Source organism: Deltaproteobacteria bacterium (genome assembly GCA_009692615.1).
Taxonomy (GTDB): Bacteria; Desulfobacterota; Binatia; order UBA9968; family UBA9968; genus DP-20.
Genome location: SHYW01000078.1, coordinates 1 through 25,111, shown reverse-complemented (window position 1 = coordinate 25,111; position 25,111 = coordinate 1). Strand labels below are relative to the sequence as shown.

17 protein-coding genes and 1 pseudogene are annotated in these 25,111 nt (G+C 55.8%); 8 read left to right on the top strand and 10 right to left on the bottom strand.

Translation table 11 applies throughout. From position 1 onward, the window contains the following. Positions 1-388: 388 nt before the first annotated feature. Positions 389-1,216, top strand: coding sequence for a BON domain-containing protein (locus EXR70_17470; GenBank protein ID MSP40281.1), 828 nt, complete (start codon positions 389-391; stop codon positions 1,214-1,216). Positions 1,217-2,104: 888 nt separating this feature from the next. Next, positions 2,105-2,692 (top strand): hypothetical protein, encoded by a 588-nt coding sequence (locus EXR70_17465; GenBank protein MSP40280.1) that lies wholly within the window; start codon positions 2,105-2,107, stop codon positions 2,690-2,692. Here EXR70_17465 and EXR70_17460 read toward each other — a convergent pair. Further along, complete coding sequence (locus EXR70_17460; protein MSP40279.1) at positions 2,664-3,632, bottom strand: quinone oxidoreductase; 969 nt, start codon at positions 3,630-3,632, stop codon at positions 2,664-2,666. The genes EXR70_17465 and EXR70_17460 overlap by 29 nt on opposite strands. Before the next feature lie 138 nt (positions 3,633-3,770). Between EXR70_17460 and EXR70_17455 the strand changes: the two genes are divergently transcribed. From EXR70_17455 to EXR70_17445, 3 genes are all read left to right on the top strand, one after another. Continuing rightward, the gene (locus EXR70_17455; protein ID MSP40278.1) at positions 3,771-4,520 is read left to right on the top strand and encodes a methyltransferase domain-containing protein; all 750 of its coding nucleotides are present in this window, start codon (positions 3,771-3,773) and stop codon (positions 4,518-4,520) included. 345 nt (positions 4,521-4,865) lie between these two features. After that, the gene (locus EXR70_17450) at positions 4,866-5,663 is read left to right on the top strand and encodes a hypothetical protein (protein MSP40277.1); all 798 of its coding nucleotides are present in this window, start codon (positions 4,866-4,868) and stop codon (positions 5,661-5,663) included. After that, positions 5,660-6,580 carry a nucleotidyl transferase AbiEii/AbiGii toxin family protein gene (locus EXR70_17445; protein ID MSP40276.1) on the top strand — a complete coding sequence of 307 codons (921 nt, stop codon included), beginning with the start codon at positions 5,660-5,662 and terminating at the stop codon, positions 6,578-6,580. The genes EXR70_17450 and EXR70_17445 overlap by 4 nt, the downstream gene beginning before the upstream one ends. Positions 6,581-6,609: 29 nt before the next feature. On the opposite strand, the gene EXR70_17440 is transcribed toward EXR70_17445, so the two are convergent. From EXR70_17440 to EXR70_17405, 8 genes are all read right to left on the bottom strand, one after another. After that, complete coding sequence (locus EXR70_17440) at positions 6,610-7,398, bottom strand: hypothetical protein (GenBank protein MSP40275.1); 789 nt, start codon at positions 7,396-7,398, stop codon at positions 6,610-6,612. Between the two features lie 91 nt (positions 7,399-7,489). Beyond that, positions 7,490-9,742, bottom strand: a complete 2,253-nt coding sequence (locus EXR70_17435) for a hypothetical protein (protein ID MSP40274.1) — start codon at positions 9,740-9,742, stop codon at positions 7,490-7,492. A 2-nt stretch (positions 9,743-9,744) separates the two neighbouring features. Further along, the gene (locus tag EXR70_17430; protein MSP40273.1) at positions 9,745-10,515 is read right to left on the bottom strand and encodes a DUF4159 domain-containing protein; all 771 of its coding nucleotides are present in this window, start codon (positions 10,513-10,515) and stop codon (positions 9,745-9,747) included. A gap of 85 nt (positions 10,516-10,600) precedes the next feature. After that, positions 10,601-12,685: a VWA domain-containing protein gene (locus tag EXR70_17425; GenBank protein MSP40272.1), complete on the bottom strand. Its 2,085-nt coding sequence runs from the start codon at positions 12,683-12,685 to the stop codon at positions 10,601-10,603. Between the two features lie 7 nt (positions 12,686-12,692). Then, complete coding sequence (locus EXR70_17420; protein ID MSP40271.1) at positions 12,693-13,583, bottom strand: DUF58 domain-containing protein; 891 nt, start codon at positions 13,581-13,583, stop codon at positions 12,693-12,695. Between the two features lie 86 nt (positions 13,584-13,669). After that, positions 13,670-14,701 carry a MoxR family ATPase gene (locus tag EXR70_17415; GenBank protein MSP40270.1) on the bottom strand — a complete coding sequence of 344 codons (1,032 nt, stop codon included), beginning with the start codon at positions 14,699-14,701 and terminating at the stop codon, positions 13,670-13,672. Between the two features lie 188 nt (positions 14,702-14,889). After that, the gene (locus tag EXR70_17410) at positions 14,890-16,473 is read right to left on the bottom strand and encodes a tetratricopeptide repeat protein (GenBank protein ID MSP40269.1); all 1,584 of its coding nucleotides are present in this window, start codon (positions 16,471-16,473) and stop codon (positions 14,890-14,892) included. A gap of 7 nt (positions 16,474-16,480) precedes the next feature. Then, the gene (locus EXR70_17405; protein ID MSP40268.1) at positions 16,481-19,816 is read right to left on the bottom strand and encodes a DUF4175 family protein; all 3,336 of its coding nucleotides are present in this window, start codon (positions 19,814-19,816) and stop codon (positions 16,481-16,483) included. 562 nt (positions 19,817-20,378) lie between these two features. Between EXR70_17405 and EXR70_17400 the strand changes: the two are divergent. The 3 genes and pseudogenes from EXR70_17400 (at position 20,379) to EXR70_17390 (ending at position 22,920) form a co-directional block, all read left to right on the top strand. Further along, a pseudogene (locus EXR70_17400) lies at positions 20,379-20,808 on the top strand (CBS domain-containing protein). A gap of 30 nt (positions 20,809-20,838) precedes the next feature. Further along, positions 20,839-21,876, top strand: coding sequence for a hypothetical protein (locus EXR70_17395; protein MSP40267.1), 1,038 nt, complete (start codon positions 20,839-20,841; stop codon positions 21,874-21,876). 180 nt (positions 21,877-22,056) lie between these two features. Further along, on the top strand, positions 22,057-22,920 hold the full coding sequence (locus EXR70_17390) for a transposase (GenBank protein ID MSP40266.1): 864 nt from the start codon (positions 22,057-22,059) through the stop codon (positions 22,918-22,920). A gap of 403 nt (positions 22,921-23,323) precedes the next feature. On the opposite strand, the gene EXR70_17385 is transcribed toward EXR70_17390, so the two are convergent. Continuing rightward, positions 23,324-24,820 carry an FAD-binding protein gene (locus tag EXR70_17385; protein MSP40265.1) on the bottom strand — a complete coding sequence of 499 codons (1,497 nt, stop codon included), beginning with the start codon at positions 24,818-24,820 and terminating at the stop codon, positions 23,324-23,326. Positions 24,821-25,111: the final 291 nt, after the last annotated feature.

The following is a 25,111-nucleotide window of genomic DNA, read 5'->3' as shown; positions in this document are numbered from 1 at the left end:
CGGCCTCAACCACGGTGATCTCGCTGCGATATACTCGTTGAATTACGTCTAGTCGTTTCTCGTCTTTCATTGTCAGGGTTGTCATCCTTCCACCCTGACATAATTACGTTGCCGTTAACCCCTGACATAATCACTTTGCTACAACAAAAGATTAATTCCCAGTTGACCTGGCACCCTGTGCCGGAGTAGCTTTGGGCCAGCTGAATCCATGAATCGTCCGCACAGGAGTTTTTATGGTGCCGCAACCCTCGATGGTATTTTCGCTTCTTCACGCGCCTGCTTCGGCGGCGACTTTCTTCCCGTCAGATTTTTTGTTGGCAGTTCGATGATTGGCGAAAATCCATTTCGCCATGGCAACCATTAACCGGATCGATGGAGGGTATTCACCATGGCGATCATCACGATTTACCAGGGCGCTTCGGGAAGCGGCGAAGAACTGGCCGACGCGGTGGCGCAGTCGTTGGGTTGCGGCTGCGTCGGACGCGAGCTGCTAATTCAAACGAGTCTCAAATACGGCATCTCCGAGGCCAAGCTGAACGAGATCGTCGAGCGTGGGCCGACCTGGTGGGAGCGCTTTGCGCAAAACTTGCAGCCCTACCGCATCGCGCTCACGGCGTCGCTGTGCGAAATAATAGATACCGAAGGGCAGGCCGGCATGGTCTACCACGGCCATCTCGGCCATGAGCTGCTGCCCAACATGAATCATGTGCTCAAAGTCTTGCTGACGGCGCCGTTGGAGTCACGCATCGAGCAGGTGTGTGAGCGGCAAAATCTCAAACCCGCGGCGGCGCGCCGCTACCTCGAGGAAATCGACAAGGCGCGCAGCCGCCGGCTCCAGGCAATGTTCGGCCACGACTGGCGCGATAGCAGCCGGTTCGACGTGGTGGTTAATTTGGAGCGCATGAGCGTGCACGCCACCAAGCATCTGATCGTCGAAGCGGTGCGCTTGCCGGAATATCAAGCCAGCCCAGCGACGCATCAAGTGTTCGCGGATTTTTCCTTGGCGACCCGGGTGCACGCCGCGCTGGTGATGTCCGCTGATTTCTCGCAGTCGAGTTTTGACATCAAGGCGAGTGACGGCACCGTGGACGTAACCGGCGCCTTGCCGACTTGGCTCGGGGAAGACCGCGTCGTCGAAAAGATCAAACAAATACCCGGGGTAAAAAATATCCGGACGGATTTTGTCAACGCGCCGGACATGATTTTCGGCGAATAACGATCATGGGACGAGAATTAAGCGCCGAGCACGTAGCGCGAAGCCGCTACCAAGCAGATGAGAGAATTAACCACAGAGAGCACGGAGGTCACAGAGTAGAGGATTCGGATTCGGAGATTCAACCGCAAAGAACGCAAAGTACGCAAGAAGGATTTGGATCTGTAGGGGCAACCCCCTGTGGTTGCCCTTCCGATGTTTTCCGCTATCTGCGGCGGCCATTTTGATTCGTCGATAAAATGCAAAGAGGGCATCCCGTTAATCAGGATGCCCTCTTTGTTTTTAACAATTTTAATGTTTGCCCGCGCACAGCGGGTGTGCAGCACTGGACTCGAAACCGACTCACTTGGATGCTTTAACGAAGCGTATCGCCGTTTGCGGCCTTCCTTCGTTCGTCGTCTAGCGACGCATGCCTACAGGCATTTTGTTTGAGGCCTACGGGTTATCGCTCCTTAGCGTGAGGCCGAAATTAGTTTCGGTAGAGTGCTGGCCCGCTGACCGCGGGCTTGGATGATCCGGTGGCGACTCGTCTTGCATGACAAAACCCTCCTTTCTCATCTTGGGGCGTTGCTTACCTGCAATCCACTTTGCCCCTACGCCTGGCGGCGTTCAGTAGATCTAGTTTCCGTTTACGACTCGCCGGTTGGTTTGTCAAGGATCATTTTGCGATGAATAAATTGTTGTCCCGATGGGTTGTGACTCAGTTTGTTTTTAACATCGCATCTCACTGTAGGGGCCGACCTGCGTGTCGGCCCTCCGAACGGGCGGACACATCGGTCCGCCCCTACATATTTAGGCGAAACTGAACCACTACCTCCCGATGGCGTGGATTGACAGAGCTACCTGGCGGAGTTTTAATTTGCTTAGCGGTTAGCAAATGCCGGAGGCGTTATGCGAAAATGTTTTCTCGTCGTTCCAATATTGTTGAGTCTGAGTGTTAACGGCGTAGCGCTGAGCGCGGAAGCGGAGCGCGGCCGCGCGGCGGTGCCGGAAGAGTTGTCCGACGCTTGGGCGCGCTTGCAACGGGCCCTGCAAGAGTGGGGCGGACGAGTATGGGAACGATTCGATGGTCGCGATGCGCGCGAGAACCGGCCGGTGATCTCACAACTGTTGACCAACAAAGAAATGCTCGGCCTGAGCGCCGAGCAAGTGCGCAAGCTCGAACAGCTGCGCGACGACTTTCAACGCCTATCGATCCGCAACGACGCCGATCTAAAAATTGTCGAGTTGGACATCGCCGCGGCGTTGGAGAACGAGCCGGTGGAGATGGCGAAGCTCGAAGCGAAAATGCGCGAAGCGGAAAAACTGCGCGCTGATATTCGCATCGCGCGCACGCGCGCCATCGAGAACGCTAACTTGCTGTTGACCGCGGAACAGAAGAAAAAACTCCAAGAGTTGAGCCGTCAACCGCCGGCGCCGCGCCCGCCGCGCTTCGGTCAAAATCCGCCGGCTACGGAACGAGAACAACCTTTCCGCTAGTCTTGCGGCCGGCGAGCAATCGTTGCGCTTCGGCGGCGTCTTGCAGCGCCAAAGTGCTTTCGATGCGCAGCTGCAATTTTCCCGCGGCGGTCCAGGCAAATAAATCGTTGGCGCGCGCCAGTAGCTCGGCGCGATCGAGCATGTAGTGACCCAAGCTTGGGCGGGTAAGAAACAGCGAGCCCTTGGCCGCAAGTTTTCCTGGATCGAAGGGCGCGACCGGGCCGCTCGACTGGCCGAAGAGCGCGAGATAGCCGCGTGGGCTAAGACAGTCGAGACTTTTCTCGAAGGTCGTCGCGCCCACCGAATCGTAGACGACATTGACGCCTTTGCCGTCGGTTAATTTTTTCACTTCAACTAGAAAGTCGGTCTGCGTGTAAAGAATCACGTCATCCGCGCCGGCTTGCTTGGCGAGTGCCGCTTTCGCTTCAGTACCGACCGTGCCGATGACACGCGCGCCGAGCATCTTGGCGATTTGAATTAGCAATAGACCAACACCGCCCGCTGCGGCGTGAATTAACGCGGTATCGCCTTTCTTCAACGGGTATGTGGAATGCGTTAGATAATGCGCCGTCATGCCTTGCAGCATGAGCGCGGCCGCCGATTTCATATCGACGTTCACCGGCAGCGGCGCGAGTCTTGCCGCCGGCACGATCGCGTATTCCGCGTACGAACCAAGTATCATCGCGTAAGCAACGCGGTCGCCGGCTCTGACTTCGCTCACGCCGTCGCCGACGGCGTCGACAACGCCCGCGCCCTCCATTCCCAACGCACATGGCATCTGCAACGGATAGAGGCCGGTGCGCTGGTAGATGTCGATGAAGTTGAGGCCGATCGCGTCGATCTTGACGCGCGCTTCGCCGGCTTTCGGTTCGGGAATTGGAATATCTTCGTAAGTCAAAACTTCCGGGCCGCCATATTGGTGGATGCGAACTGCTTTCATAAACGAACCTCCCTCGATCTTTTACCGCCTATCGGGTTGGCTTGCTAAGGTCAACAACGTTAGAGCGCGCCACGGGAATTTTACGACGGCAATGTAGTTCACTTTGCATCTAGAGGGCTATGCGATTAAAATTCATGGATGAGTCTTAAAAAATTGAGTTGGGTAAGACCCGCTTTACTGGTTCTGATCGCGTTCGTCACCGGTGTTGCCGCCGCGGGTTATATCGAAAAAGCCTGGCGCTCGCCGGGTTTTCGGTTTCGCGACCCAGGGACGATCGAACAATATCTCAAATCCCATTCGGTGCGAAAGTTACAGCTTGGCGCCGGCAGCAACAATCCGGCGGGCTGGCTAAACACCGACATCGAGCCGGAAGACAAACAGGTCTATCTCGATGCCACGGCGCGTTATCCGTTTGCCGATGGCTCGTTGCATTATATTTTTAGCGAGCATGTCATCGAGCATGTGCCATGGGAAGCCGGCATCATAATGTTGCGCGAATGTTATCGGGTGTTGGCCAAAGGCGGCAAGTTGCGTATCGTCACGCCGAACCTGACAAAGTTCGTGCAGTTATTGAACGGCACTCCCGATGCCGAGGCGCAGCGCTTCATCGACGCCAAGTTCCGTATGGGCGGCGTGCCAGTGACACCGATACCGGGGATTTATATTCTCAACCGCCAGGTGCGCGAATGGGGCCATCAGTTTCTCTACGATCCGCCGACTTTGCGCAAAAGCCTTGAGTTGACTGGATTCAAACAGATCTCTCAGTATGAAATAAATGAAAAAACCGATCCGGTTTTTCAGGAAGTGGAAATCCGCATCCGTCATTCGGACCCCGACTTGAAGTTGATCAATAGCTGGGAAGCGATGGCCTTCGAGGCGGTGCGCTGAGGGTTGTCGATAAAGTTAAGAGCCGTCGCGTCGATCTTGGCGCGCGCGCCGCCTAATTTAGGTTCGGGAACTGGAATATTTTCATAGGATAGAACTTCCGGGCTGCCGTATTTGTGGATGCGAACTGCTTTCATGAATCACTCTCCCTCTAGCCGTCGATCCATTATCGCCTATCCGGTTGAAGAAGCAATTTCAACACGATTAGCCGTAACGGCTAGATAGCCGTACCCGTTGCCCGCATTGCCGGTGTATTTTGATTCTCAAGTAACAAGGTATCCTTATGAAATTGGCAAGAGAATAAACGTTTGGTTGTCTAAGGTTTAAAATTCGGCTAATTTAACAAGTATGTCTAGTTATCCTGGTAGCAAAATAAACCAGCTGCTCCAAGCATGGCCTGCTGGTACCGTGGCGGTGGCGCCTTGGCTTGAAAAGCGCGGAGTTTATCAGCAACTCGTTCATGAATATGAAAAGACTTCATGGTTGCGCCGAGTCGGGCAGGGGGCCTATGCCAAAGCGGGCGACAAGGTCGAGTGGACCGGCGGGCTTTATGCGCTCCAGGAGCATTTGAAGCTGTCCATCCATGTGGGCGCAAAATCCGCGCTTCAGATGCAAGGATACGCTCATTTTCTACCCTTGGGAAAAACTCCAGCGGTATCTTTGTTCGCGCTTCCTAATGTGAAACTGCCGGCGTGGTTCAAGCAGCACCGTTGGGGTGTCAAGGTTCGCTACACCACGACGAATCTTTTCGCTGGCCAAACGGATCAAGCGCTGACCGAAAAAGAGCTGGGGCCGTATCAGATCAAAATGTCCACAGCGGAGCGCGCAATCATGGAGGTGTTACATGGCGTTCCACAACTCGATTCATACGAAGAAGCCAGATTACTAATGGAGGGGCTTACCACGCTACGCCCGCGGGTGGTGCAGAACTTGTTAGAAAAATGTGCCTCGGTGAAGGTGAAGCGGCTATTCATGCTGCTCGCTGAAAACTGCGGGCACGCTTGGGTAAAAAAAGTTAATCTGTCACGGGTCGATTTCGGCAAGGGCAAGCGGACGCTGGTCAAAGGAGGGCGTTTCCATGCCAAATACAAAATCACGGTTCCGAATACAGAAACCGCTCGCACCGCGTCGGGAGCGCGAGCTTGAAGGATAGCCCGTACTTCAAACAAGCCGTGCTGATGGTCAAAACTATCCCGCACGTCGCCGCCGAAAATTGTTTTGCGGTGAAAGGCGGAACGGCGATCAATCTGTTCGTACGTAACCTGCCGCGCTTATCGGTGGATATCGACCTAACTTATCTCCCCGTCGACGAACCGCGTGATATCGTTCTGCCAAAGATCAGTGAAGCTCTCGCGCGTATCTCCAACGAAATCAAAAAAACCATCGCCGGCGCGCGGGTGCAGGAAACCCGCGTACGGAATCCTGACCGTATCACGAGGCTTACCGTGTCGGTGGGGCCGACGCGAACAAAGATTGAAGCCAACGAAGTTATTCGCGGCGCTGTTTTTCCCGCCGAAGAACGTGAATTGACGCCGCGCGCCGAGAATATGTTTGAACTTTCGGTGACGGCGCGGACACTTTCCCTGGCCGACTTGTACGGAGGAAAGTTCTGTGCCGCGCTGGACCGTCAGCATCCGCGCGATTTGTTCGATGTCCTGTTACTTTTTCAAAACGAAGGCATCACCGACGAGATTCGCAAAGCCTTTGTGGTATACCTCGCCAGCCACGATCGGCCGATGCACGAACTGCTCAATCCTTCGCTGAAGAATGTCCGGCGCATTTACGACAACGAGTTCACCGGCATGACCCTCGACCCAGTGGCCTATGAAGACCTGATCGCCGCAAGAGATAGGCTCGTCGAGACGCTGCGAGAACAACTGACCAACGATGAAAGAGAGTTTCTCGTTTCCCTGAAAGCCGGAGAACCGAAATGGCAATCGATCGGGATCGCGGGTGTCGAAAAATTGCCCGCGCTCCAGTGGAAATTGACGAACATTCAAAGGCTGGAAGTGAAGAAACAGAGGGAACTTTTGGAAAAACTAAAGCGAGTGCTCGAAATGTGAATTGAATGTTGCCGATGTGCGCGCGACTCCTACCGTTGCCCCCAAGGCAACACGACAATATCCGTCGGCTGCGGCAATTCGGCTTTGGAAATTTTCAACACCGGCGTGTTCATCATTTTTACCCGCGGCAGACCTTGAGTGTATTCCTGCACGGCTTGCTCCCACCAGAAGTGCATCGGGATGGAAATTTTCGGATTGACTTGCTTGGTGACTTCGCGCGCTTCGGTGGGCGTGACGGTGAAGTAACCGCCGGCGATGGGCATGAGCAGGATGTCGATCGTGCCCATCATGGTGAGCTGCTCGGGCGTGAGCACATGGCCCAAGTCGCCCAGATGGGCGATGCAGATGTCGTCGATGCGGAAGACAAAGATGGCGTTCTTGCCGCGCTGCATACCGCGGCTCTTGTCGTGAAACGCCGGCACGACGTAAACCGATACGTCGCGGATCGTCGTGGAGATTTTCTGCCACTCCTCGCCCACCGGGCTCAGCCCATGCAAAATCACCGGCGTGCCGGGCGCCATGTGGACGCTGTTGTGCGGGCCGTGCTGGTGGCTGGTGGTGACGATATGTTGCGGCAGCGTCGGCCGCGGTAAGTCGAACGCGCCGTGGGGATCGGTGAGCACGCGGGTGCCTTTGGAGGAGGTGATCTGAAACGTCGAGTGGCCGAGCCATTCGATGGTTACCGCGGGGGCGGCGCTGGCGGCGGCGTGAAATACTTTTCCTTGGACGACGTCGAGTTCGTGGCAAAAGGCTAGAACGCGCGTTGGCGATAGCAGCAGCGCGATCACGATTGTGATTCGGCTTTGGATTCGAATCATTGTTTGTCGGTCCGGGATTTTTGTGTAGGGGCGATCCTGTGTGATCGCCCGTTCGGAGGGCGGACACGTAGGTCCGCCCCTACAGATATTTTTAAATTAATCCCCATTTTCGGCGCATCCACCATTCGACGCTTAGCAACACGAGGATAATTCCGAAGGGCCAGAGGTTGCTCCACAGGCGGGTTTGGCGCTGTTCGATGATTTGGGACGGTGCCACGGCTTCCAGTTTGGCGGCGATTTTGTCCAGGGTCTTTTGATTCCAATCGTCGATCGAAAAATATTCGCCCTTGCTGCTCTCGGCGATTTGCTTGAGCAGGTCGAAGCGCGGCCGGCCATCGTCGGTTTCACCGTAAGTGAACGCCGCGGTGAAACTGGTTTTGTCTTTGCCCAAGGTTTTTCCCGCTAAATTTGCTTCGGCTTCGATGCGGTAAGTGCCTTCCTTGGTCGGAATGAACTCGCCGCTGTATTCGCCTTCTTCGCCGTCGGCGCTGGCGGCGACCAGTGTCGGTTCGCCCTCTGCGTTGATCACCCGCAGTTGCACGGAAGCTTGGCGCGTCGGCGTGAAGTCGTCTTTTAAGACTTTGAGTTTGATCGCGACTTTTTCGCCGGGCTGCGCCGAGGCCACCGGATGAAGTCGCACTTGTTCGAAGGAAGGTTCTTGGGCCAGCCAACGCACCGCCTGGCGCATGAGCTTTAAATGATTTTGCGGCGTCTCTTTATTTCCCACGGCGATGAAATTCCACCGCCAGGCATCGTCGCTCATCAACGCCAGCGTGCGTCCTTTACCGTAGCGGCTGACGGCCAACAGCGGTGTTCCTTCGCTGCCGGTGGTCAGGAGAGTTTCGCCGCGCACGCCGCGCACTTGATTCAAGCCGGTGAGCGGCGGCAGTTGCTTCCAAGCCTCTTCGTTGGCTTTTGGATCGGGCACAAGCCGGGTGATCGGGTGACCCTTGCCGGCTGTGGTTAGCAACGCGTCGATCGCGCCGCCGGATTGGTAGTTGCCTTTGCCGTCCAGTTCCACTGGCAAGACTTCGCGTAGCGCGCTGTCGCCGTAACCGCCGCTGTCGAAAGACCGGCTACCGCCGAACATCGCCAAGCCGCCGCCGTCGCGGACGAAGTCGCGCACCCGTTCTAGATAGACGGGATTGAAATAGGCGCGATGGGAAAAGTCGTCGAAAAAAATCACGTCGAAGTTTTTTAACTCTTCGAGAAAAATATCGTCGATGGGAAAAGGGATCAGGCTCAACTGGCTCTCGGGCACGTCGACCGTGTCGGTGGGCGTACGTAGGAAAACGAAGGAGACCAGTTCGATCAGCGGGTCTTGTTTGAGCGCCATGCGCAGAAAACGATAATTCCACGCCGGCGAACCGGAAAGCGTCAGGACGCGAATCTTGTCGCGCTGGACATCGACTTTAAATTCCTTCTGATTGTTCTGGGCGATCTGTTCGCCGGGCTGGGCCGGAATGCTAACGGAAAAACCATGGGTGCCCAAATCCTTGGGCGTGAAACTGAGCGTGATCTTTTGCTCGAAGGGGTCGGCGTCGATGGCGATGTTGCGCGTGGTGACGAGATTCTTGCCGCGGTTGAAAAACAGCGGCACCGATTTGCCCTTCATGCCCGAGGCGGCGACGGTCAGATCGATCTTGAATTCGCGTCCGCGAAAGGCGAACTCCGGCGCGCCCAGTTTAGCGATGCGCACGTCGATAAAGTTTTCCGCGTCGCCGACGCCGACGGTGAACACCGGCACCGGCCAGGGCGGCGCGCCGTCGAGGGATTTTCTATCGCCGTTGGTAATGCCGTCGGAGAAAACGACAATCCCACTCTGCGCCGCACTGTCTTTGGCGGCGCTCTGCAATAGTTCGAGCAGCCGCGTGCCGGGATCCTGCGCTGTCAATTTCGCCAAGCTGCCCGGCGCGATGGGCTCCAAGCCGGTGCCGAAGCGAATCACGCGCAGATCGAAGTCGCGATTCATTTTCTGGAGCAGCGTCTCGTTGTTGGCGATCGGCGTTTCGAGTTTGTCTCGCGTCAAGTCGAGGCGGGACTTGGCGTTCTTATCCGGGGATTTTCCGCCGGCGGAAAAGCTCATGCTCTGGGAACTGTCGATCAACAAGGTCAGCGGCCGGCGCAATTTGCTGACGCGTTTGTCGACCAACGCCGGGCCGAGCAGGAAAAAAATCAAGCCGGCGTAAACCAGCGCGCGCAGCAAAGTAAGAAATGTACTCTGGCCGAGGGCCAGCCGTTTTTTCAGTCCGAGAAATTGCTGCACCAGCAGCGCGACGGTGACGACATTGATCGCGCCGACCAGCCAGCCGGGCAGGGTGCCGATGAGAAAAAGTTCTTGCATGCTTAGCGCGTCAGCCGCTTGCGGATGAAGGGCACATGAATCAGGTCGTCTTTATAGTTTTCGGTCATGGCGTAGAGAATGATGTTAATTCCAAGATGAAAGGCATCCTTGCGTTGAGCCTCGCCGCCGGGGGCGCAGGCGTTGGTCCACTTGCCGAGCTGGTCGCGCTCCCAGGCGCCGCTCAAGTCGTTCTGACAGTAAATCACCGGCGTCGAGTTGCCGATGGCGATGCCTTCCAGATTCGGACTGGCGATGCGCACGCCGCCGATGCGGCGTAAAAGATAGTAGCTGCGCAGCGCCGCGTGGCCGCTGGGAATACGTTTTAATTCGTTAGTAGGAAATATTTTTTGCAGTTCCCGGCGCACCGCTTTGTCGAAGCCGTAGCCGGGTTGGCCGAGCGCGTCGTCGATGAGCATGAAGCCGCCGTAGGACAAAAACCGGCGCAGGTTGTCGATCTCATCGGCGCTGAACGGATCGAACTCGTATTTGCCGGCCAAGTAGAGAAACGGATAGTTGAATAAATCTTTATCGGTCAATGTAACTTCATGGCGCACCGTGGCCGCTTCGACGCTGGTGCGCGCCATCAGCTCTTCCATCAGCGGCGTCACTGAAAGCGGATGCGGATTCCAATCGCCGCCGCGATACTTGATTTGCGCGAAGACGAACTGGAGCGGGCGTTTTTCGTTGGGATGATTGGCAAAGGTTAGCTTTGGCAGAAGCGTGCTGCCGAAGGCTGTTTGCGCTATCAGTTGGACGAATCTGCGGCGGTGCATTGGAATTCAATATTCAATATTCAAAATTACAAATTCAAAATTCGGTCTCGGGTCGGCGTCTATAGTTTTACAGTTTTCATGATCGTTAAAATCGTTGTCCCAACCATCCTTCTATCAATAACGTTACAATGAGCAGGGCTAGCAAGGGAAGCGCGAGGTCGACACGCTGGCCGCCGGCTTTGAGCGCTTCGACGGCGATCACGTCGGCGCGGATCGGTTTGAGTTTGGCTTGCAGCTCGGCGGCACTGATCTCTTCCAATCTCGATTCCAGAAACGGCGCGTTGACGGCGTAGAGTTGCGGCGCGCCGTCTTTCTCGGCGCCGGCCGGTAATGACAAACGATAGATGCCGGCGCGGTCGTTGTCTTCGACGCTGGCGACGGCGCGCTCTTTGGCGCCGGTGATGGCGATGTCGGCGTTGCGTTTGTCCGGTTTGGTGACACGCAGAGTTTTGCCGACGGCGCTGGGCGGCAGCGATAATTCTTTCACCGCGCCGACGGCGATGCCGCCGTCCAAGCTACCGCGTTTGCCGCCGGCGAGATATTGGGTCAGCGACTGCATCAGCGGCAGATAGACGGTCTTGACCGGCAGATCGCTCCAATCGCGGTCGGCGCTGGTGGTGAGCAGCATGACTTTGCCGGCGCCGATTTTTTGTTCGAGCAACAGCGGGTCGCCGTTGGCCAGGGCGATCAACGGTTTGCCACCGCTACGGTAGTAACTCCAGACCCGCGCCGACTTGATCGACTCTTGGAGGATCGTGTCGGAAAAAAATTGCAACGCCGGATGGGTTAAATCGATCTTGTCGATTTTTTCGCCGTTCGCTTCGGCGCCGGGTTTTTTGTCGCGCAAGGTTGCGGGCAAGATCGACGCGAGCTTTTGGTTGAAGCTCTCAGGCTGAAGCTTGTCGCCGGTGAAGACCAGCAGGCCGCCGCCTTGGCGCAAGTAGTTTTGCAACTTGGCGACGAACCCGTCGGTTAGCGTGGCGACGTTGCACAGCATGACGACTTGATAGCTCTCCAAGTTAACGCTGTTCAAGCCGTCGGTGACGATGACCGTCGGTAAAAACAGCGATGAGTCGCGTTCGCCTGCCGGGTTGAGCGCGCGGATGATAAAAAAACTTTCGCTGGCGGTTAACGAAGTTTGCGGATCGCCGTCGACCACGAGAATTTTGAGTTTGTCTTGCGCTTCCAGCGTGAAGTTTGCCGCTGGGCTGCCGGCGAGGCCTTCCTTCTTCAGCGTCACCTGGCCGCTGTGCGCGCCGGCCTGGCCGATGCGGGTTTGAAAGCTGACGGTGACTTCGCCTTTGGCCGCGATACTGGCGAGCTTTTGTTCTTTGTTCTGGCCGTCGATGCTCAACTGGACGAGTAGATCTTTGATCGGATTGTCACCGAAGTTCGCCACCACTGCTTCGATTTGAATCGGCAGGTTGACGCCGACGCCTTGGCTCGCCAAGCGGATTTCTTTGACGCTACCGTTGAGCGGTTGCTGCTTTCTGCCGATGTGGATCAGTTTAAGCGCGATCGATGGATCGAATTGTTTCAACGTCGCGACGCTAAATCGATCCCAGCCGGTGAGCCCCATGTCGGTGATGAAGCGAATCTCCTTTTGCCCCGCCGGCTGATTCAACAGTTCGTAAGCTTCGCTCAAGGCTGCCGAGAGATTTGCCGTGCCGTCGGCGATCTGAATGTTTTCCAGCTCCTTGAGCAGCACGTCTTTTTGGCTTTTGAGGCGGAATACTTCTTGGCGTTCGCTGTTGGTCGGAATCAATGCGGCGCGGTCGCTGTCGTTGAGTCCACTGATCAGCAGCCGCGCGGCTTCCTTGGCTTGTTTGAAACCGTTGCCGTCGCCGGCCCAAGTCATGCTTAAGGAATTATCCAGCACGAGCACCAGCGTCACCGGGCCGCTGCCGGCGAACAGGCCGGCGCCGGATTGAAAAATCGGATTGGCGAGCAAGAGCGCCAGACAGATTACGGCAAGCGTTCGCAACGCCAACAGCAGCCAATGGCGCAAGCGATAGCTGCGCGAGATGCGTTTTTGCGATAACAAAATGAAACGCACGGCGGGAAACTGAATGCGCTTGAGCCGGCGCCGGTTGAGGAGATGAATCAAAACCGGCAGGGTGGCGGCGGCCAGACCGAATAAAAACAGCGGATAGAGAAAAAAGACCGACATCGCCGACTCAGCCTCTCCAGCTCAGGTAGCTCGCCATCGCTTGGTCGAGCGGCGTTGCGGTTGAAATGAGTTGGTAGTCGATCGAGTCGGCGTGACATTGTTTGCGCATGTCGGCGATGAATTCTTGCACCACTTGCTGGTAGGTCGCGCGGATGGCGCGTGGGTCGGCGATTACTTGCAAATTCGCCACTTCCAAATCTTCAAACAGAATATTACCGTCGAAGGGCAGATCGATCTCGGCGGGATCCAACAGATGAAAGACGATGACGTCATTTCCTTTAAAGCGGAACTGGCGCAGCCCCTTGAGTATCTGCTCCGGCTCGTCGAGCAGATCGGAAACCAGGACGACCAAGCCGCGCCGGCGAATCTGGCCGGCGAGATCTTCGAGGATCTTGCCGACGTTGGTTTCGCCGGCCGGGCCGCGCTTTTCCAGGGCATGGAGAATCTGTAACAGATAATCGCGCTTGGCGCGCGGCGGGATAAAAGATTCGATGCGATTGGAAAAAGTGATCAAGCCGGCGGCGTCCTGCTGCTTCAAAATTAAGTAAGCTAACGAGGCCGTCAGCGTGCAGCCGTAGTCGAATTTGGTCATGCCGTCCGAGGCGTAGTTCATCGACGCGCTGGCGTCGAGCAGCAGATAGGCGCGCAGGTTGGTTTCGTCTTCGTATTCCTTGATATAATAGCGGTCGAATTTTCCCAGCGCCTTCCAGTCGATGCGGCGAATCTCATCGCCCGGCGAATACTCGCGGTGCTCTTCGAACTCGACGCTAAAACCTTTGGCCCGGCTCTTGTGCACTCCGGACATCAGTCCCTCGACCACCCAGCGCGCGCGCAGGCCGAGATTGGCGATGCCGGCGAGGACTTTGGGGTCGAAGTAATTTTTATCGGCAGCAGCCATGATAATTCTAGATTACAGATTCCATATTCCAAATTCAGAATTCCGGAAAATTTGGAATCTGTAATTTGGAATTCGGAATGCGCGCGTTAGCGCGCCGCCGCCTTGCCGTCAGTTGAGGGTTTCACGTCGGTGAGCAGGCGATTGATAATATCGAGCGAGCTGATGCCTTCGCCTTGGGCTTTGAAGTTGGGCACGACGCGGTGGCGCAGCACCGAAGGCGCCAGCGCTTGGATGTCTTCTATCGACACCGCGTAGCGGCCTTGCAAGATCGTCCGCGATTTGGCGCCGAGAATTAAATATTGCGACGCGCGCGGCCCGGCGCCCCACTCGACGTAGTCTTTCACGTACTGCGAAGCCGCGCTGTTTTGCGGCCGGCTGTTTTGCGCTAGCGCGACGGCGTAGGAAATCACGAAGGGCGACACCGGCACTTTGCGCACCAGTTCTTGGTAACGTAGGATCGCCGCGCCGTCCATGACTTTTTGCGGCGCCGGTTTTTCGTTGGAGGTGGTCTGCATGACGATCTGCACTTCGTCGTCGAAATCGGGATAGCGGATTTCAATATTCAACATGAAGCGGTCGAGCTGGGCTTCGGGCAGCGGGTAGGTGCCTTCCTGTTCGATCGGATTTTGCGTCGCTAGAACGAAAAACGGCAGCGCCAGCGGATACGTAGTGCCGCCGGCGGTGACTTTATACTCTTGCATGGACTGCAGCAGCGCCGCTTGGGTTTTCGGCGGCGTGCGGTTGATCTCGTCGGCGAGCAAAATGTTGGTGAAGATCGGCCCTTTGAGAAATTGAAAATTGCGCCGCCCGGTGGACGGGTCTTCCTGAAGAATATCGGTGCCGGTGATATCCGACGGCATGAGGTCGGGAGTGAACTGGATGCGGTTGAAATTCAATTCCAATATTTCCGACAGCGTGCTGATCAATAAAGTTTTTGCCAAGCCCGGCACGCCGACCAACAGACAGTGGCCGCGCGCGAACAGCGCGATCAAGACTTCTTCGATGACCCGGTCTTGGCCGACGATGACCTTGCGCACCTCGGCGAGCATGGTGTCGCGCTTAGCCGCGAACTCTTCGATTTCGGCGATCTCGTGTTGCTGAATCTTCGGTGCGTCCATGGGTCTCCCTTTACTTGCGCTAATATTGCTTCGTTCGGCCTTCGTGTGGTTATAGTGTCGTGCTAAATACATTTATTTACCACGGAGGACACGGAGAGCACGAAGTTCGGAGAATAAATTATCCGAACTCTTCGTGTCCTCCGTGGTGCAAATTTCTTCACAGTAAACCCGCAAGTACCGATTCAGCTTCAATTGCCGCCGGCGAGTTTCTCCAATGCCGTTTTGGCCTGGCGCGCTTTCTCATGCTCGCCGAGGGCGGCGTAGGATTCGATCAGCAGGCGATAGAGCAGCGGATGAAACGGATTGATCTGCAGCGCTTCTTCCAACGCTGCGCGCGCTTCCTGATAATTCTTGGTCGCATGATAGGCGCGGCCGAGCTGCACGAATGTGTTGGCGCCGTCCGGTTCGATGTCCAAGGATTTTTTTAGCAACGGCAGCGCTTCCTCGGGCCGGCTTTGTTCGATCATCAAGCGGCCGAGCTTGCTCAAGATCACCGGCGACTGCGGGCTCGCCTGTAGGGCGCGCTGGTATTCGCTGAGCGCCGCAACGGCGCGCCCCTTGGCGAGCAGCTGATCGGCTAAGCGGGCGCGGTTGCGCGCGATCACCGACTGAATTTCGCCGAGGGCGACGATGTCGTCGTCTTCCTTTTGGTCTTTTTTTACCTTCAAGCGGCGTACCCGGCTGCCTTCGATGGGTTTTAGCCCCTTGGCTTTGAGAAAACTTTTCCATTTGCTCTCGAAGGCGTCGAACGTCAATCCGTAGACTTTCTCGATCGCCTCCGGCGTCGGCTTGTCGTTGAGCGCCGCTAATAATTCGCGCATGCCGCTCTTGCCTTTGCTCTGGGTGATAAAATCGACGGCCGAGGCGGCTTCGGCATAGGCCAACTGCACTTGCTCGGGAGTGTCCAAGCGAATCAGCGACGGTTCCATATTTTTAAAACCGACGAAGAGATTTTTCTCCAACGCTTGCACCAGCAAAGTCTGATTTGCCGGTGTGAGATAATCTTCGTGGATGCCGGCGCCCGCCGCCGGCTTGCGCCAGCGGGTTTCGTAAAAGCGCGCCATGCCTTCGTGCAACCAGATAGGCGCTTGATTATTGGTTAGGCCGACGATGGCGTAGTGCAGATATTCGTGGCTCAGGGAATCGACCCAGCGGTAACCGAAGCTCAACGCTCTGGGCGAGATGATCATCAGCTTATTGAACTTGCAGATGCCGACGGCACCGGTCTCTTCGATGTCGCGCAGCGACAATGTCGAGATTGCATTAAAGCTGGTCGCGTCCGGGGCGATCTCGACGCGGACTTTTTCTTTGGGATAGTAGCCGAGCTCGGTGCCGATCGCTTCGTAGCTTTTTTCCAAAGCGTCGAGGGCGTGGGGAATCAAAATGCCGTCACGCTTGTCGTCGGCGAATAAAATAAAGTGAGCGCTCTCGTTGCGTTTGAACGATTTGTGCACGTCGACAGTGAGCTGGCTCAAGAGCTTCATCGCCTGGCGCCGGGGATCTTTGGAATCGACGGCCAGGGCGCGCTCGATGGCGGCCAAACCTTCTTGGTAGCGGCCTTGATAAAACTTGATGCGGCCGTCGAATTCCAGCGCCGCCGCCGATTTGGCATCGGCCTTGAGCGCTTTGGCGGCGATCGCCTCGGCGTCGGCGATGCGCCAGGCTTCGAGAAAATCTTCGCCGGTTTTGAACTCGCGCGCGATTTCGGCGCCAAATAACGGCGCCGCTAGGAGAAAAAATGCCAGTAGCAAAGAGACGGATCGATACTTCAAGCGGCGATCACTCGGAAAGATTTTTGAAATAGCGCTCGATCTGCTCTTTCATCTGGGGCGGCACGCCTTGCTTGAGGGAGTCGAGGATCTCTTCGCGGAAATTGCGCGGCGCTTTGTACTCTTCTTTGCCCGGCAAGCGGAACTTCTCCGTATCGAGACCGGTGAAGCCCTGCTGAATATCGAACTCCGGAAACTGCGGCATGCCCGGCAGCGCCGGCATCAGCGAACCGTCGGGCAGGAAGCGTCCCTGGCGGAACAGTCGCGTCATCGGCATGTTGCCGAGCTGGCCGCGCTGGGCCATCTGCTGCATCGACGACTGCATTTGCTGCTGGGCTTGGGACAACCGTTCCAACGCGGTCCGTTCCGGCGGCACCGCGCCGCGCGAGTCGAGTTGGCTCAAACGCTCCTGGGCGTTGCCCATGGCTTGGCCGGCTTCGCCGATGCCCTGGACGATTTTCGGATCGAGCTGAGGAAAAAGTTGAAACAGCGATTCCAACTTTTCATGTAACGTATCGGTGCGTTCTTTGACCGCGTCTTGGCGCTGAGCGAGATCGCGCAGTTTGCGTTTGTCGGCGTCGCTCAACGCTTGGGCCGGCTCGTTGAGCAGGGCGTCGAGTTCGGACTTGATGTCGTTGAGACTTTTCTCCGCCCGTTGGGCGCGCGATTCTTGGGCCGAGGTGCGCTTCTTGCCGAGTTCCTTGCGCGCGTAGCCGTCGCCCTCGCCGTAACCGGGAAAATCTTTCTGGCTCAGCTTGGCGATTAAATTTTTCAACAGCGAGTTCATGGTCGCGTCGTCGAGGTTGGTCAACAGATTGGGATCGTCCGGCCCCTCGCGGTCGGGAAACGCGTCGGTGAGTTTGCCCAACTCGGCGATGGATTTTTCCAGAAAGCGGTCGAGCTTGTTCTTGAGCGCGCCGTCGCGTTGGGTCAGCGCGGCGCTGTTGAGACTTTCCGTATCGACCAAAATCTCTTGCTGCTCGCGGGCGATCTCTTGCAGCTCGTTGTCCTGGCGCTGCATTTCGCCCTGCATCCGGCCCATGCCCGAAGCCATCTGTGAGCGCTGCATGTTCTGCATGGCGGCGAGCATCTGCGCCATTTGATTGAACAGCTCGCGCGCCAGTTGGCGGGCGCCTTCGATGTCGCCCGCTTGAAGCTTTTTGCGAATCTCGTCCAAGGCCTTGAACATTTGATCCATGCCCAGCCCCTGCATCTGCTCGGCGTTCATGAACTCGTCGGGCATCTGCTGGGCCAGCTGCGACATCGCCTGCTGCAATGCCGCGAGTGCTTTGGCCATCTCGGCGATCTGTTTCATGATCGCGTCGAGATTTTTGTCGCCGCTCTGGAGTTTGTCCAGCGATTCCATCAATCGCTCTTGGCTGCGCGCCAAGTCCTGGGCGCTGGCGGCGAGATCCTGGGCCTTCATGCGATTGCCGATGTCTTCGGACAACATCGACATGCGCTCCAGCTCGGCGGAAATTTCGTCGCGGGCTTTGAGCTTGTCGTCGTTATTGGTCGCCTGCTCCTGTTTTTTTAACAGATTGTCTTTGGTGAATTCCAAATTGCGCTTGAGCGCTTCAAGATCGCTCCAGGTCGCGAAGTCCGACATGCGGTCTTTCTCGGTGCGGCGCATGACTTCTTCGGTGCGCTTGAGCGCTTCGGTTAGATTCTGCTCAAAGCGTTGCTGCATGTCTTTCGATTCCGCGGTCGGTTTGTCATTGGGCTGCGGCGTCTCCAGGTGATCGCCGAGCAAGTCGACCATGCGGCTATTTAAATCTTTGACCATTTCGGCGAGCAGGCGGTGCTCACCTTTGAGATTTTTGAGTTTCAAGCGCACCGAGCGCGAGGTGCCGAGCTTCGGCCCGGAGATGGTGTCGTTGTCGAAAACTTGCAGGAAAAAAATCGCGTCCTCGCCGTCGCGCAGACCGAGCTTGCCGAGATTCCATTTATATTGATCGCGCAGGATCAGCCGTTTGTTCTCCTCTTTTTGCAGGCGGATTTTATCTTCGCGCTCGCCGGTGCGGGCGATTAAATTCACCTCGGCGATGCCGAAATCGTCACGCGCGCTGTAATCGAGAGTCAAAATCTCGTCGCCGCTGATTTCCAAATCTTCCGTCGGCTGGAGCAGATCGACGGTCGGAAAGCCGTCCGGTTTGACGCGCAGCTCGTAGCTGATCGGCGTGTTGCGAAAGCCAAACTGGTCTTCGACGAGAATTCGATAGGATTGCGATTGAAACAAAACTAGATTGGCTTGCAGCTTGCGCCCTTCGACCTTGAGCGGCACGCGCTTGCCGTCGTCCATCAGGATTTCCGCTTTGACAATATCTTTGGTCGCCACCGCGTCGAGGCGCACCGTCGAACCCTTGAGCCCTTCGATGCCGCCTTCGGGGACGGTGATCGAACCGAGGCCGGTGTAGGCCGGCGGATAGAGAATCAGTTGGACGTTGGCGATTTCCGGCGCATCGATCGCTTCGGCGCGATAGGTCGGCGAAGTCATGCCAGCACTAGCGACCCGATAGTTTACCGTCTTGTCGAGGCGGGAGATTTTCGCGCTGAACTTGCCAGCGCCGAGATTTTCCATGGCACTTTTTTCCATGCCGATGAGCTCGCCGCGATCATTCGCGCCTTGCCAAGTCATAAGTTCCAGAGCAGTCGGGATTGCTCCCCCTGTGACCGCTTGAATCGTCACCGGCGTGCCGCGCACGACGCGTAGGCCTTTCGGCTCCACTTCAAGCGTCGTTACGGTCGGCGGCAGATGATCGAGGGGATGGGTGAGCATGCTTATCGTCCCGCCGACCCACGCCGGATTGAACAACACCATGGCGGCCACCGGCGCGATTAAAAATCCCAACAGCCGCAGACTCGATTGCATGCGCCGAGTGTCGAGCAGGTCGTCGACTTTCAGCGCGGCGATCTGTTTTCTGGTCGAACGCAGCAGTGCCATCACCATGGTGGTGGAAAATCCCGGCGTGCTTTTGGCTTCGACGATCTGCGGATAGAGCTGCAGCGAGTTGATCAGGTTGTTACGCAGCTTGGGCTGCTTTTGCTCGATGTAAAGCGCGGCGCGCTCTTGCGAGAGCCGGCCGAGAAAACGAGAGATCGTCCAACCGATCGCTGCGACCAGCACCAACCCGGTGACGATGCTGTAGGCGAGCGGGGCGTAGGGGACGTAACTCTTGAGGTAGAAAATCGCCGGGCCGGCGCCGAACAGCAGCACAGCGCAGATCGCCGTCAAGCAGAGTCCCTCGACGCCTTGCACAAACTTGAAGCGTCGAATGAAGCGCCTCAGGAACGAGGAGAGTTCTTGGTATTCTTCCTGCCCCATAACTTTCCAATTGAAGAGCATATTATCGCCGATTAGGGGCGCTTGTCCATCCGGCCGCGCCACGGAAAGAAAGATGCAACCACGAAATACACGAAAGGCACGAAAGTACGGAAACCCTTTTCGTGTGGTTCGTGTTTTTCGTGGTTAAGTTTGTAGGTCGAGTTAGCGGAGCGTAACCCAACGGCTCCAAAAACCACGCAGCCACCTCTCAGTACATTGTTCCGTGTAGCAGAATATTATTCACGATGATGACGACGGAGCGCTTTCAGCCGCTCCGTGAAGTCAGAATTTTTTTTCGGCAAATTCGCCACGCGGACCGTTGGAGTTCGACCATGTCAGGCGGGCGTCGGGTTACGCTACGCTAACCCGACCTACGGGACTCTGCTGCGAGTCGGCTCGTTTGCGGCCAATGCCTCGTGGAGAACGCTCTACGAAGACGAGCAAAAGTAGCGTCATGCGGATTTCGACTTCGTTTCTGGAGTTTTCGTCGCCGCCTTTCGGTCGACGGTTTCCTGTTTCATTCTTGAACTGTTTAGTTGTATAAGTTCCAGCGATCCATGTTTGCACTGAAAGGAGGCCTCCCATGAAGGCAGTGCGGGACATTCTAAAGGTTAAAGGAACTGACGTCTGGTGCGTCGACGCTGAAGCGACGGTATTGGAAGCGTTGCAGCGCATGGCCGAAAAAGAAGTTGGCGCCCTTTATGGTCATGGACGGCGCGAGATTTGTCGGCATTATTACCGAACGCGACTATGCCCGCAAAGTTTTTCTCCATGGCCGCGCCTCCCCCACCACGTTAGTCAAGGAAATCATGTCCAGCCACGTGGTCTACACTCACCTAGACCAACCGATCGAAGAATGCATGGCGTTGATGACCGAAAAACGCACCCGCCATCTTCCGGTCATCGAAGAAGAAAAAGTTATCGGCATCATCTCCATCGGCGATCTGGTCAAATCGATCATCTCCGACCAGCAGTTCATCATCGAACAGCTGGTGCGCTACATCAGCGGGTGAAATTGCCAGAGGCTTGAGGAGGAGGCATTGATGAATATGGCACGTACAGGTTTTACCCTGTGGTTTACCGCCGTCAGCATGCTCGGCCTGTCGTTCCCCGCATACTCGTCCGCACAAGATTTTTACAAAGGCAAGTCGATCCGCTTCATCGTCGCCTTCAGTCCGGGCGGCACGTTCGATGCCTACACCCGAGTTATCGCCCGCCACTTCGGCAAACATGTGCCGGGAAATCCCTCGATCATCGTTGAAAACATGACCGGCGCCGGTGGCTTCATCCAGGCCAACTTCATGTTCCAACGCGCCAAGCCCGACGGACTGACCATCGGCAACAACCAAGGGAGTTTCATTCAACAGCAAATTTTGGGCGCCAGAGGGATAGAATTTGATAGCCGAAAATTCGAATACATCGGCGTGCCCACCGAGTTCCATCCAGTGTGCGCGTTGACCAAGGCGAGTGGCGTCACCAACATGGAGCGCTGGTTCGCCGCCAAGGAGCCGGTGAAGCTGGGCGGTATCGGGCCGGGAACCGGCCCTTCCGACATCGCGCGGACTGTGAAAGCCGCGCTGCCAAACTTACCCGTCCGAGTCATCGACGGTTACAAAGGCGCTGCCGACGTTCGCTTGGCCGCCGATGGCGGCGAGCTCGCCGGCTTTTGCGCCGCCTGGGAAGGGATAAAACTTTTATGGCGGAAATCGATCGATTCGGGCGACGTCTCGGTCGTGCTTCAGGTAGCGCCGAAACGGCACCCGGAACTTCCCAACGTGCCCTTGGCCATCGACTTCGTGAAAACCGACGAAGCCAAACAAATACTAAAGTACGCGGTGCAAGACGTGGCGATCTTGCAGTACCTCTACTTCTTGCCGCCGGCAACCCACAAAGAAATCGTCCGGACGCTGCGCAAAAGCTTTCTCGACACACTAAAAGATCCCGACTTTCTCGCCGAGATGAACAAAGCCAACCTAGCCGTCACGCCGGTGGGCGGCGAAGTAATCGACGGTATCGTCTCCGGGCTGTTCAAACTCGACGCGCAGATGGTGGCGAAGCTGAAGAGCGTGCTGGTGCCATAAACACAGCACGCACGCGAGACCTGTTTACGGTAACCGCAACATACGGACGGCTTGCTGGACCGTGCCCCAGGAGCCAAAAGGATCTCGACATTCCCAAGTTGAAGCGATCCTACGGAGAAATCGTATTTCGGATTTCGTGTCAGACTTGCCTAAGTCTACTAACTTTGATATTTGCGCTTCATGCCTCGACATCCCCGAGTCCATGCGGAAGGATTGCTCTATCATGTGATGGCCCGCGGCAACGACGGGCGCAAGGTGTTTCTTAACGACCGCGACTACGAAGCGTTTCTCGACGGTTTGGCGGTGACGCGAAAGCGTTATCCGTTTTACCTCTACGCCTACGTTTTGATGTCCAATCATTTCCATCTGCTCTTGGAAGTGCAGCAAGCTTCGACGGCGCGTGTGCTGCAATCGCTGCTTACCGGATACTCGCGGCGGTTTAACCGAACGCACCGCCACCGGGGGCATCTGTTTCAAGGGCGCTACAAAGCGATCGTGTGCGACCGCGATAGCTACTTGTTGGAGTTGGTGCGCTACATTCATCTCAATCCGGTGCGAGCGAAAATGGTCAAACGGCCCGGGGAGTGGCGGTGGAGCGGTCACGGGGAATACTTAGGAAAAGATAAGCGAGGACTGATCGATCCTGGGCCGGTGATGGAAGAGCTTCGCACGGCGGGTCGATACGAAGGGTTTATACGGGAGGGAGTCAAGGAAAGGTATCGGGCGGAATGGCATCCCGGCGATCACGCGCCTTTTTTAGGATCGGAGCGGTTCGTTAGAAAGATGGTCAAGGAGAAAACGGCGCCGCCGGTGTCGCGCCGCGTGTCGTTGGGGAATCTACTCCAGAAAATAGCGAGCGGGGCGCGGCTCGATCCGCAGAGCCTCAAACGCAAAGGGCGAACTGCGAAAATGGTGGAAGCGCGGGACCGGTTCATTTGCCAAGCGGTGTTGGAGGAAGGTTATCTCGCCTCCGAGTTGGCAAGTTTCCTCGGATGCCACCCGTCGAATGTGAGCCGTGCGTTGCAGAAAGGTCTGACGAGTTAGTAGAGTTAGGCAAGTCTGACACCGTCGTGTTGCTTCACATGCTCGAATTCCTGGAGTTACAGGTACCCAAAGAGGGCGGCAAGTACATGCTGACGAGTGTGGCGAAATACGAAGACATCGAGCCGGTGCGAAAATTGGTCGGAGAACTTTTCGGTGACGGAAAGAGGCGCTAGCGCGTGAGCGTATGTAACGAGCAGAAAACTTATCTGATTGGATAATTAGCAAAAACCGAGAACCCTTGCCAAGATTGTAATCATTGTTATGTCTGACCACAATTCTGTAAAAGTCTGACCCTGTCGCCTGAAGGGACCCACCCGATTTCAAAGAAGGGGACCACCCAACTCAGCGGAGCGAAGCGACGAAGCCTAAAAGACGAAATTCCTATCACTATCACTTCGCTCAATTAACCAAGTTCTGGTTCAGCGGCAGCGTTCCTGCCTGCGATCCTACCTCCAACAAAGCACTCTGTGATATTTCCTGCTTCCAAATATAAGTGCCCGAAAACCGAGCTGATTTCTCCCGCTACGTACAGATGAGGGATCGGCTTGCCCATTGAATCAAGAACCCTTTGATTTCGATCGTGAACGGCTCCACCTTGTGTATTGGACACTATGGGCCAAGCCTCCATGGCATAAAAAGGCGCTTTCAGGATGGGCATCATAGTTTTAGGCGGGCGGCCTAAGTCCTCATCTTCGCCGCGCGCGCATTGGCTATTCCAGTGCTCCACCGTGGATTTTAGAACCTGAGCATTTACTTTGATGTTACTGGCAATTTCCTCAAGGTTATCCCCTTTCAGAATCCAACCCTTTTCAACCTCCGCAAGGTTATCTTCGCTCCACGAATAATGAAACCTTTCGTCATTAACGATTACCCTCGCTAAAGGCCCTAGTTTTCTTGCCTCGTCGTCAAAAATGAGGAAGCAAGGAATTCGAGGAAAATCCTGAATATCGGCATCATAATATCCTAATGCTCGATGCCCGGTATCGTGAGCCGCAGGGGGATATTCATTCATGAAGCGTTTTCCGTAACGATCCACGGCAATCCAGATCATCTTTCGATCGTCCTGCCTAGGGCCCCCCCATTCGTGCCGTATAGCGAATGGAAATTCTGGATACTTAAAACCATAGCTGCCGTGAAAATGCCACATGTGCCATAACGCAGCCCCCACCTTTTGTGCCATTAAGATTCCGTCCCCCGTATTGCCTAAGTAGACGGGATAAACCGGTTGAGCCTCGAAGTATTGCAGCTTCATTTCCTCGTTATTTTCGAAACCGCCGCACGCAAGGATTACCGCTTTATTTGCTTTTATAGCGATTTCATTCCCCTCGCGTTCTGATGTGAGCCCTATAATTTCGCTGTCTGCATTCGTAATGAGTCGGTTCGCTGGCGTCGACAACATGACATCTATTTTTCGCAGTTCGACATTGTCCATGACAATCTTGAAAAGTCGCGCGCCTCCTCTCATACCCTTCGCCCATGGTAAAGAAGAGTAGGCATCAAAATCCTTGAGTTTAATTGAGCCTATAGATTCCCTTCCCGGAAATGGATACGTACCATGAGTGCGTAACCCGCCGATCGGTTCGGTCCCACTCACCTTGGCAAGCTCTTTAATCCAATCACTGATTTCGACCATTCCTTCGGCCAACGGCCAGAGAACTTCATCCGGAGTAGTATTGTTGCATGTCCTCTTTAGATATCTGAAAGACGATTCAGCATTCCGAGCAACTGCCACTCCACCACCCGAAAGGATTGATATTCCTCCGGGATGAGGCATCTTCTCCAGTATCAGAACCTTAGCTCCGCTATCGTGTGCAGTAATTGCAGACACCCCACCAGCAAAGCCGTAACCTACAACAACGACATCAACTTCCTTGTCCCAGTTATATGAAACACGCGCCATTTAGATATCTCCTTTATGAACGTAAACTCTGGCTATTGGAACCAACGATACGTTACCACGAGTCGCCCGTTCGGCTTTCCGAAGGTCACGACTAACGTAGCCCGAAAGTTTCTTTCCAGATCGTCTCGTACTTTGGGTAATCCTTTAAGGAATCTCTGAACAAGTCATCTAGCAAGTCGTCTAATAACGAAGAGCAGAAAGACCGACAAGGTGAGGCGGGAGGAAAGAGCGTGGGGGAGCAGACAACGTTTGCGAGTTTGGCGTGGGCGAGAAAGAAAAAGCAGAGCAAGC

What these genes read in the sequence shown, in the direction of transcription:
- EXR70_17440 (MSP40275.1), bottom strand. Translation starts at nt 7,398, where the DNA reads ATGATTCGAATCCAAAGCCGAATCACAATCGTGATCGCGCTGCTGCTA.
- EXR70_17430 (MSP40273.1), bottom strand. Translation starts at nt 10,515, where the DNA reads ATGCACCGCCGCAGATTCGTCCAACTGATAGCGCAAACAGCCTTCGGC.
- EXR70_17405 (MSP40268.1), bottom strand. Translation starts at nt 19,816, where the DNA reads ATGCTCTTCAATTGGAAAGTTATGGGGCAGGAAGAATACCAAGAACTC.
- EXR70_17385 (MSP40265.1), bottom strand. Translation starts at nt 24,820, where the DNA reads ATGGCGCGTGTTTCATATAACTGGGACAAGGAAGTTGATGTCGTTGTT.
- EXR70_17390 (MSP40266.1), top strand. Translation starts at nt 22,057, where the DNA reads ATGCCTCGACATCCCCGAGTCCATGCGGAAGGATTGCTCTATCATGTG.
- EXR70_17465 (MSP40280.1), top strand. Translation starts at nt 2,105, where the DNA reads ATGCGAAAATGTTTTCTCGTCGTTCCAATATTGTTGAGTCTGAGTGTT.
- EXR70_17420 (MSP40271.1), bottom strand. Translation starts at nt 13,583, where the DNA reads ATGGCTGCTGCCGATAAAAATTACTTCGACCCCAAAGTCCTCGCCGGC.
- EXR70_17460 (MSP40279.1), bottom strand. Translation starts at nt 3,632, where the DNA reads ATGAAAGCAGTTCGCATCCACCAATATGGCGGCCCGGAAGTTTTGACT.
- EXR70_17435 (MSP40274.1), bottom strand. Translation starts at nt 9,742, where the DNA reads ATGCAAGAACTTTTTCTCATCGGCACCCTGCCCGGCTGGCTGGTCGGC.
- EXR70_17470 (MSP40281.1), top strand. Translation starts at nt 389, where the DNA reads ATGGCGATCATCACGATTTACCAGGGCGCTTCGGGAAGCGGCGAAGAA.
- EXR70_17415 (MSP40270.1), bottom strand. Translation starts at nt 14,701, where the DNA reads ATGGACGCACCGAAGATTCAGCAACACGAGATCGCCGAAATCGAAGAG.
- EXR70_17395 (MSP40267.1), top strand. Translation starts at nt 20,839, where the DNA reads ATGAATATGGCACGTACAGGTTTTACCCTGTGGTTTACCGCCGTCAGC.
- EXR70_17450 (MSP40277.1), top strand. Translation starts at nt 4,866, where the DNA reads ATGTCTAGTTATCCTGGTAGCAAAATAAACCAGCTGCTCCAAGCATGG.
- EXR70_17425 (MSP40272.1), bottom strand. Translation starts at nt 12,685, where the DNA reads ATGTCGGTCTTTTTTCTCTATCCGCTGTTTTTATTCGGTCTGGCCGCC.
- EXR70_17455 (MSP40278.1), top strand. Translation starts at nt 3,771, where the DNA reads ATGAGTCTTAAAAAATTGAGTTGGGTAAGACCCGCTTTACTGGTTCTG.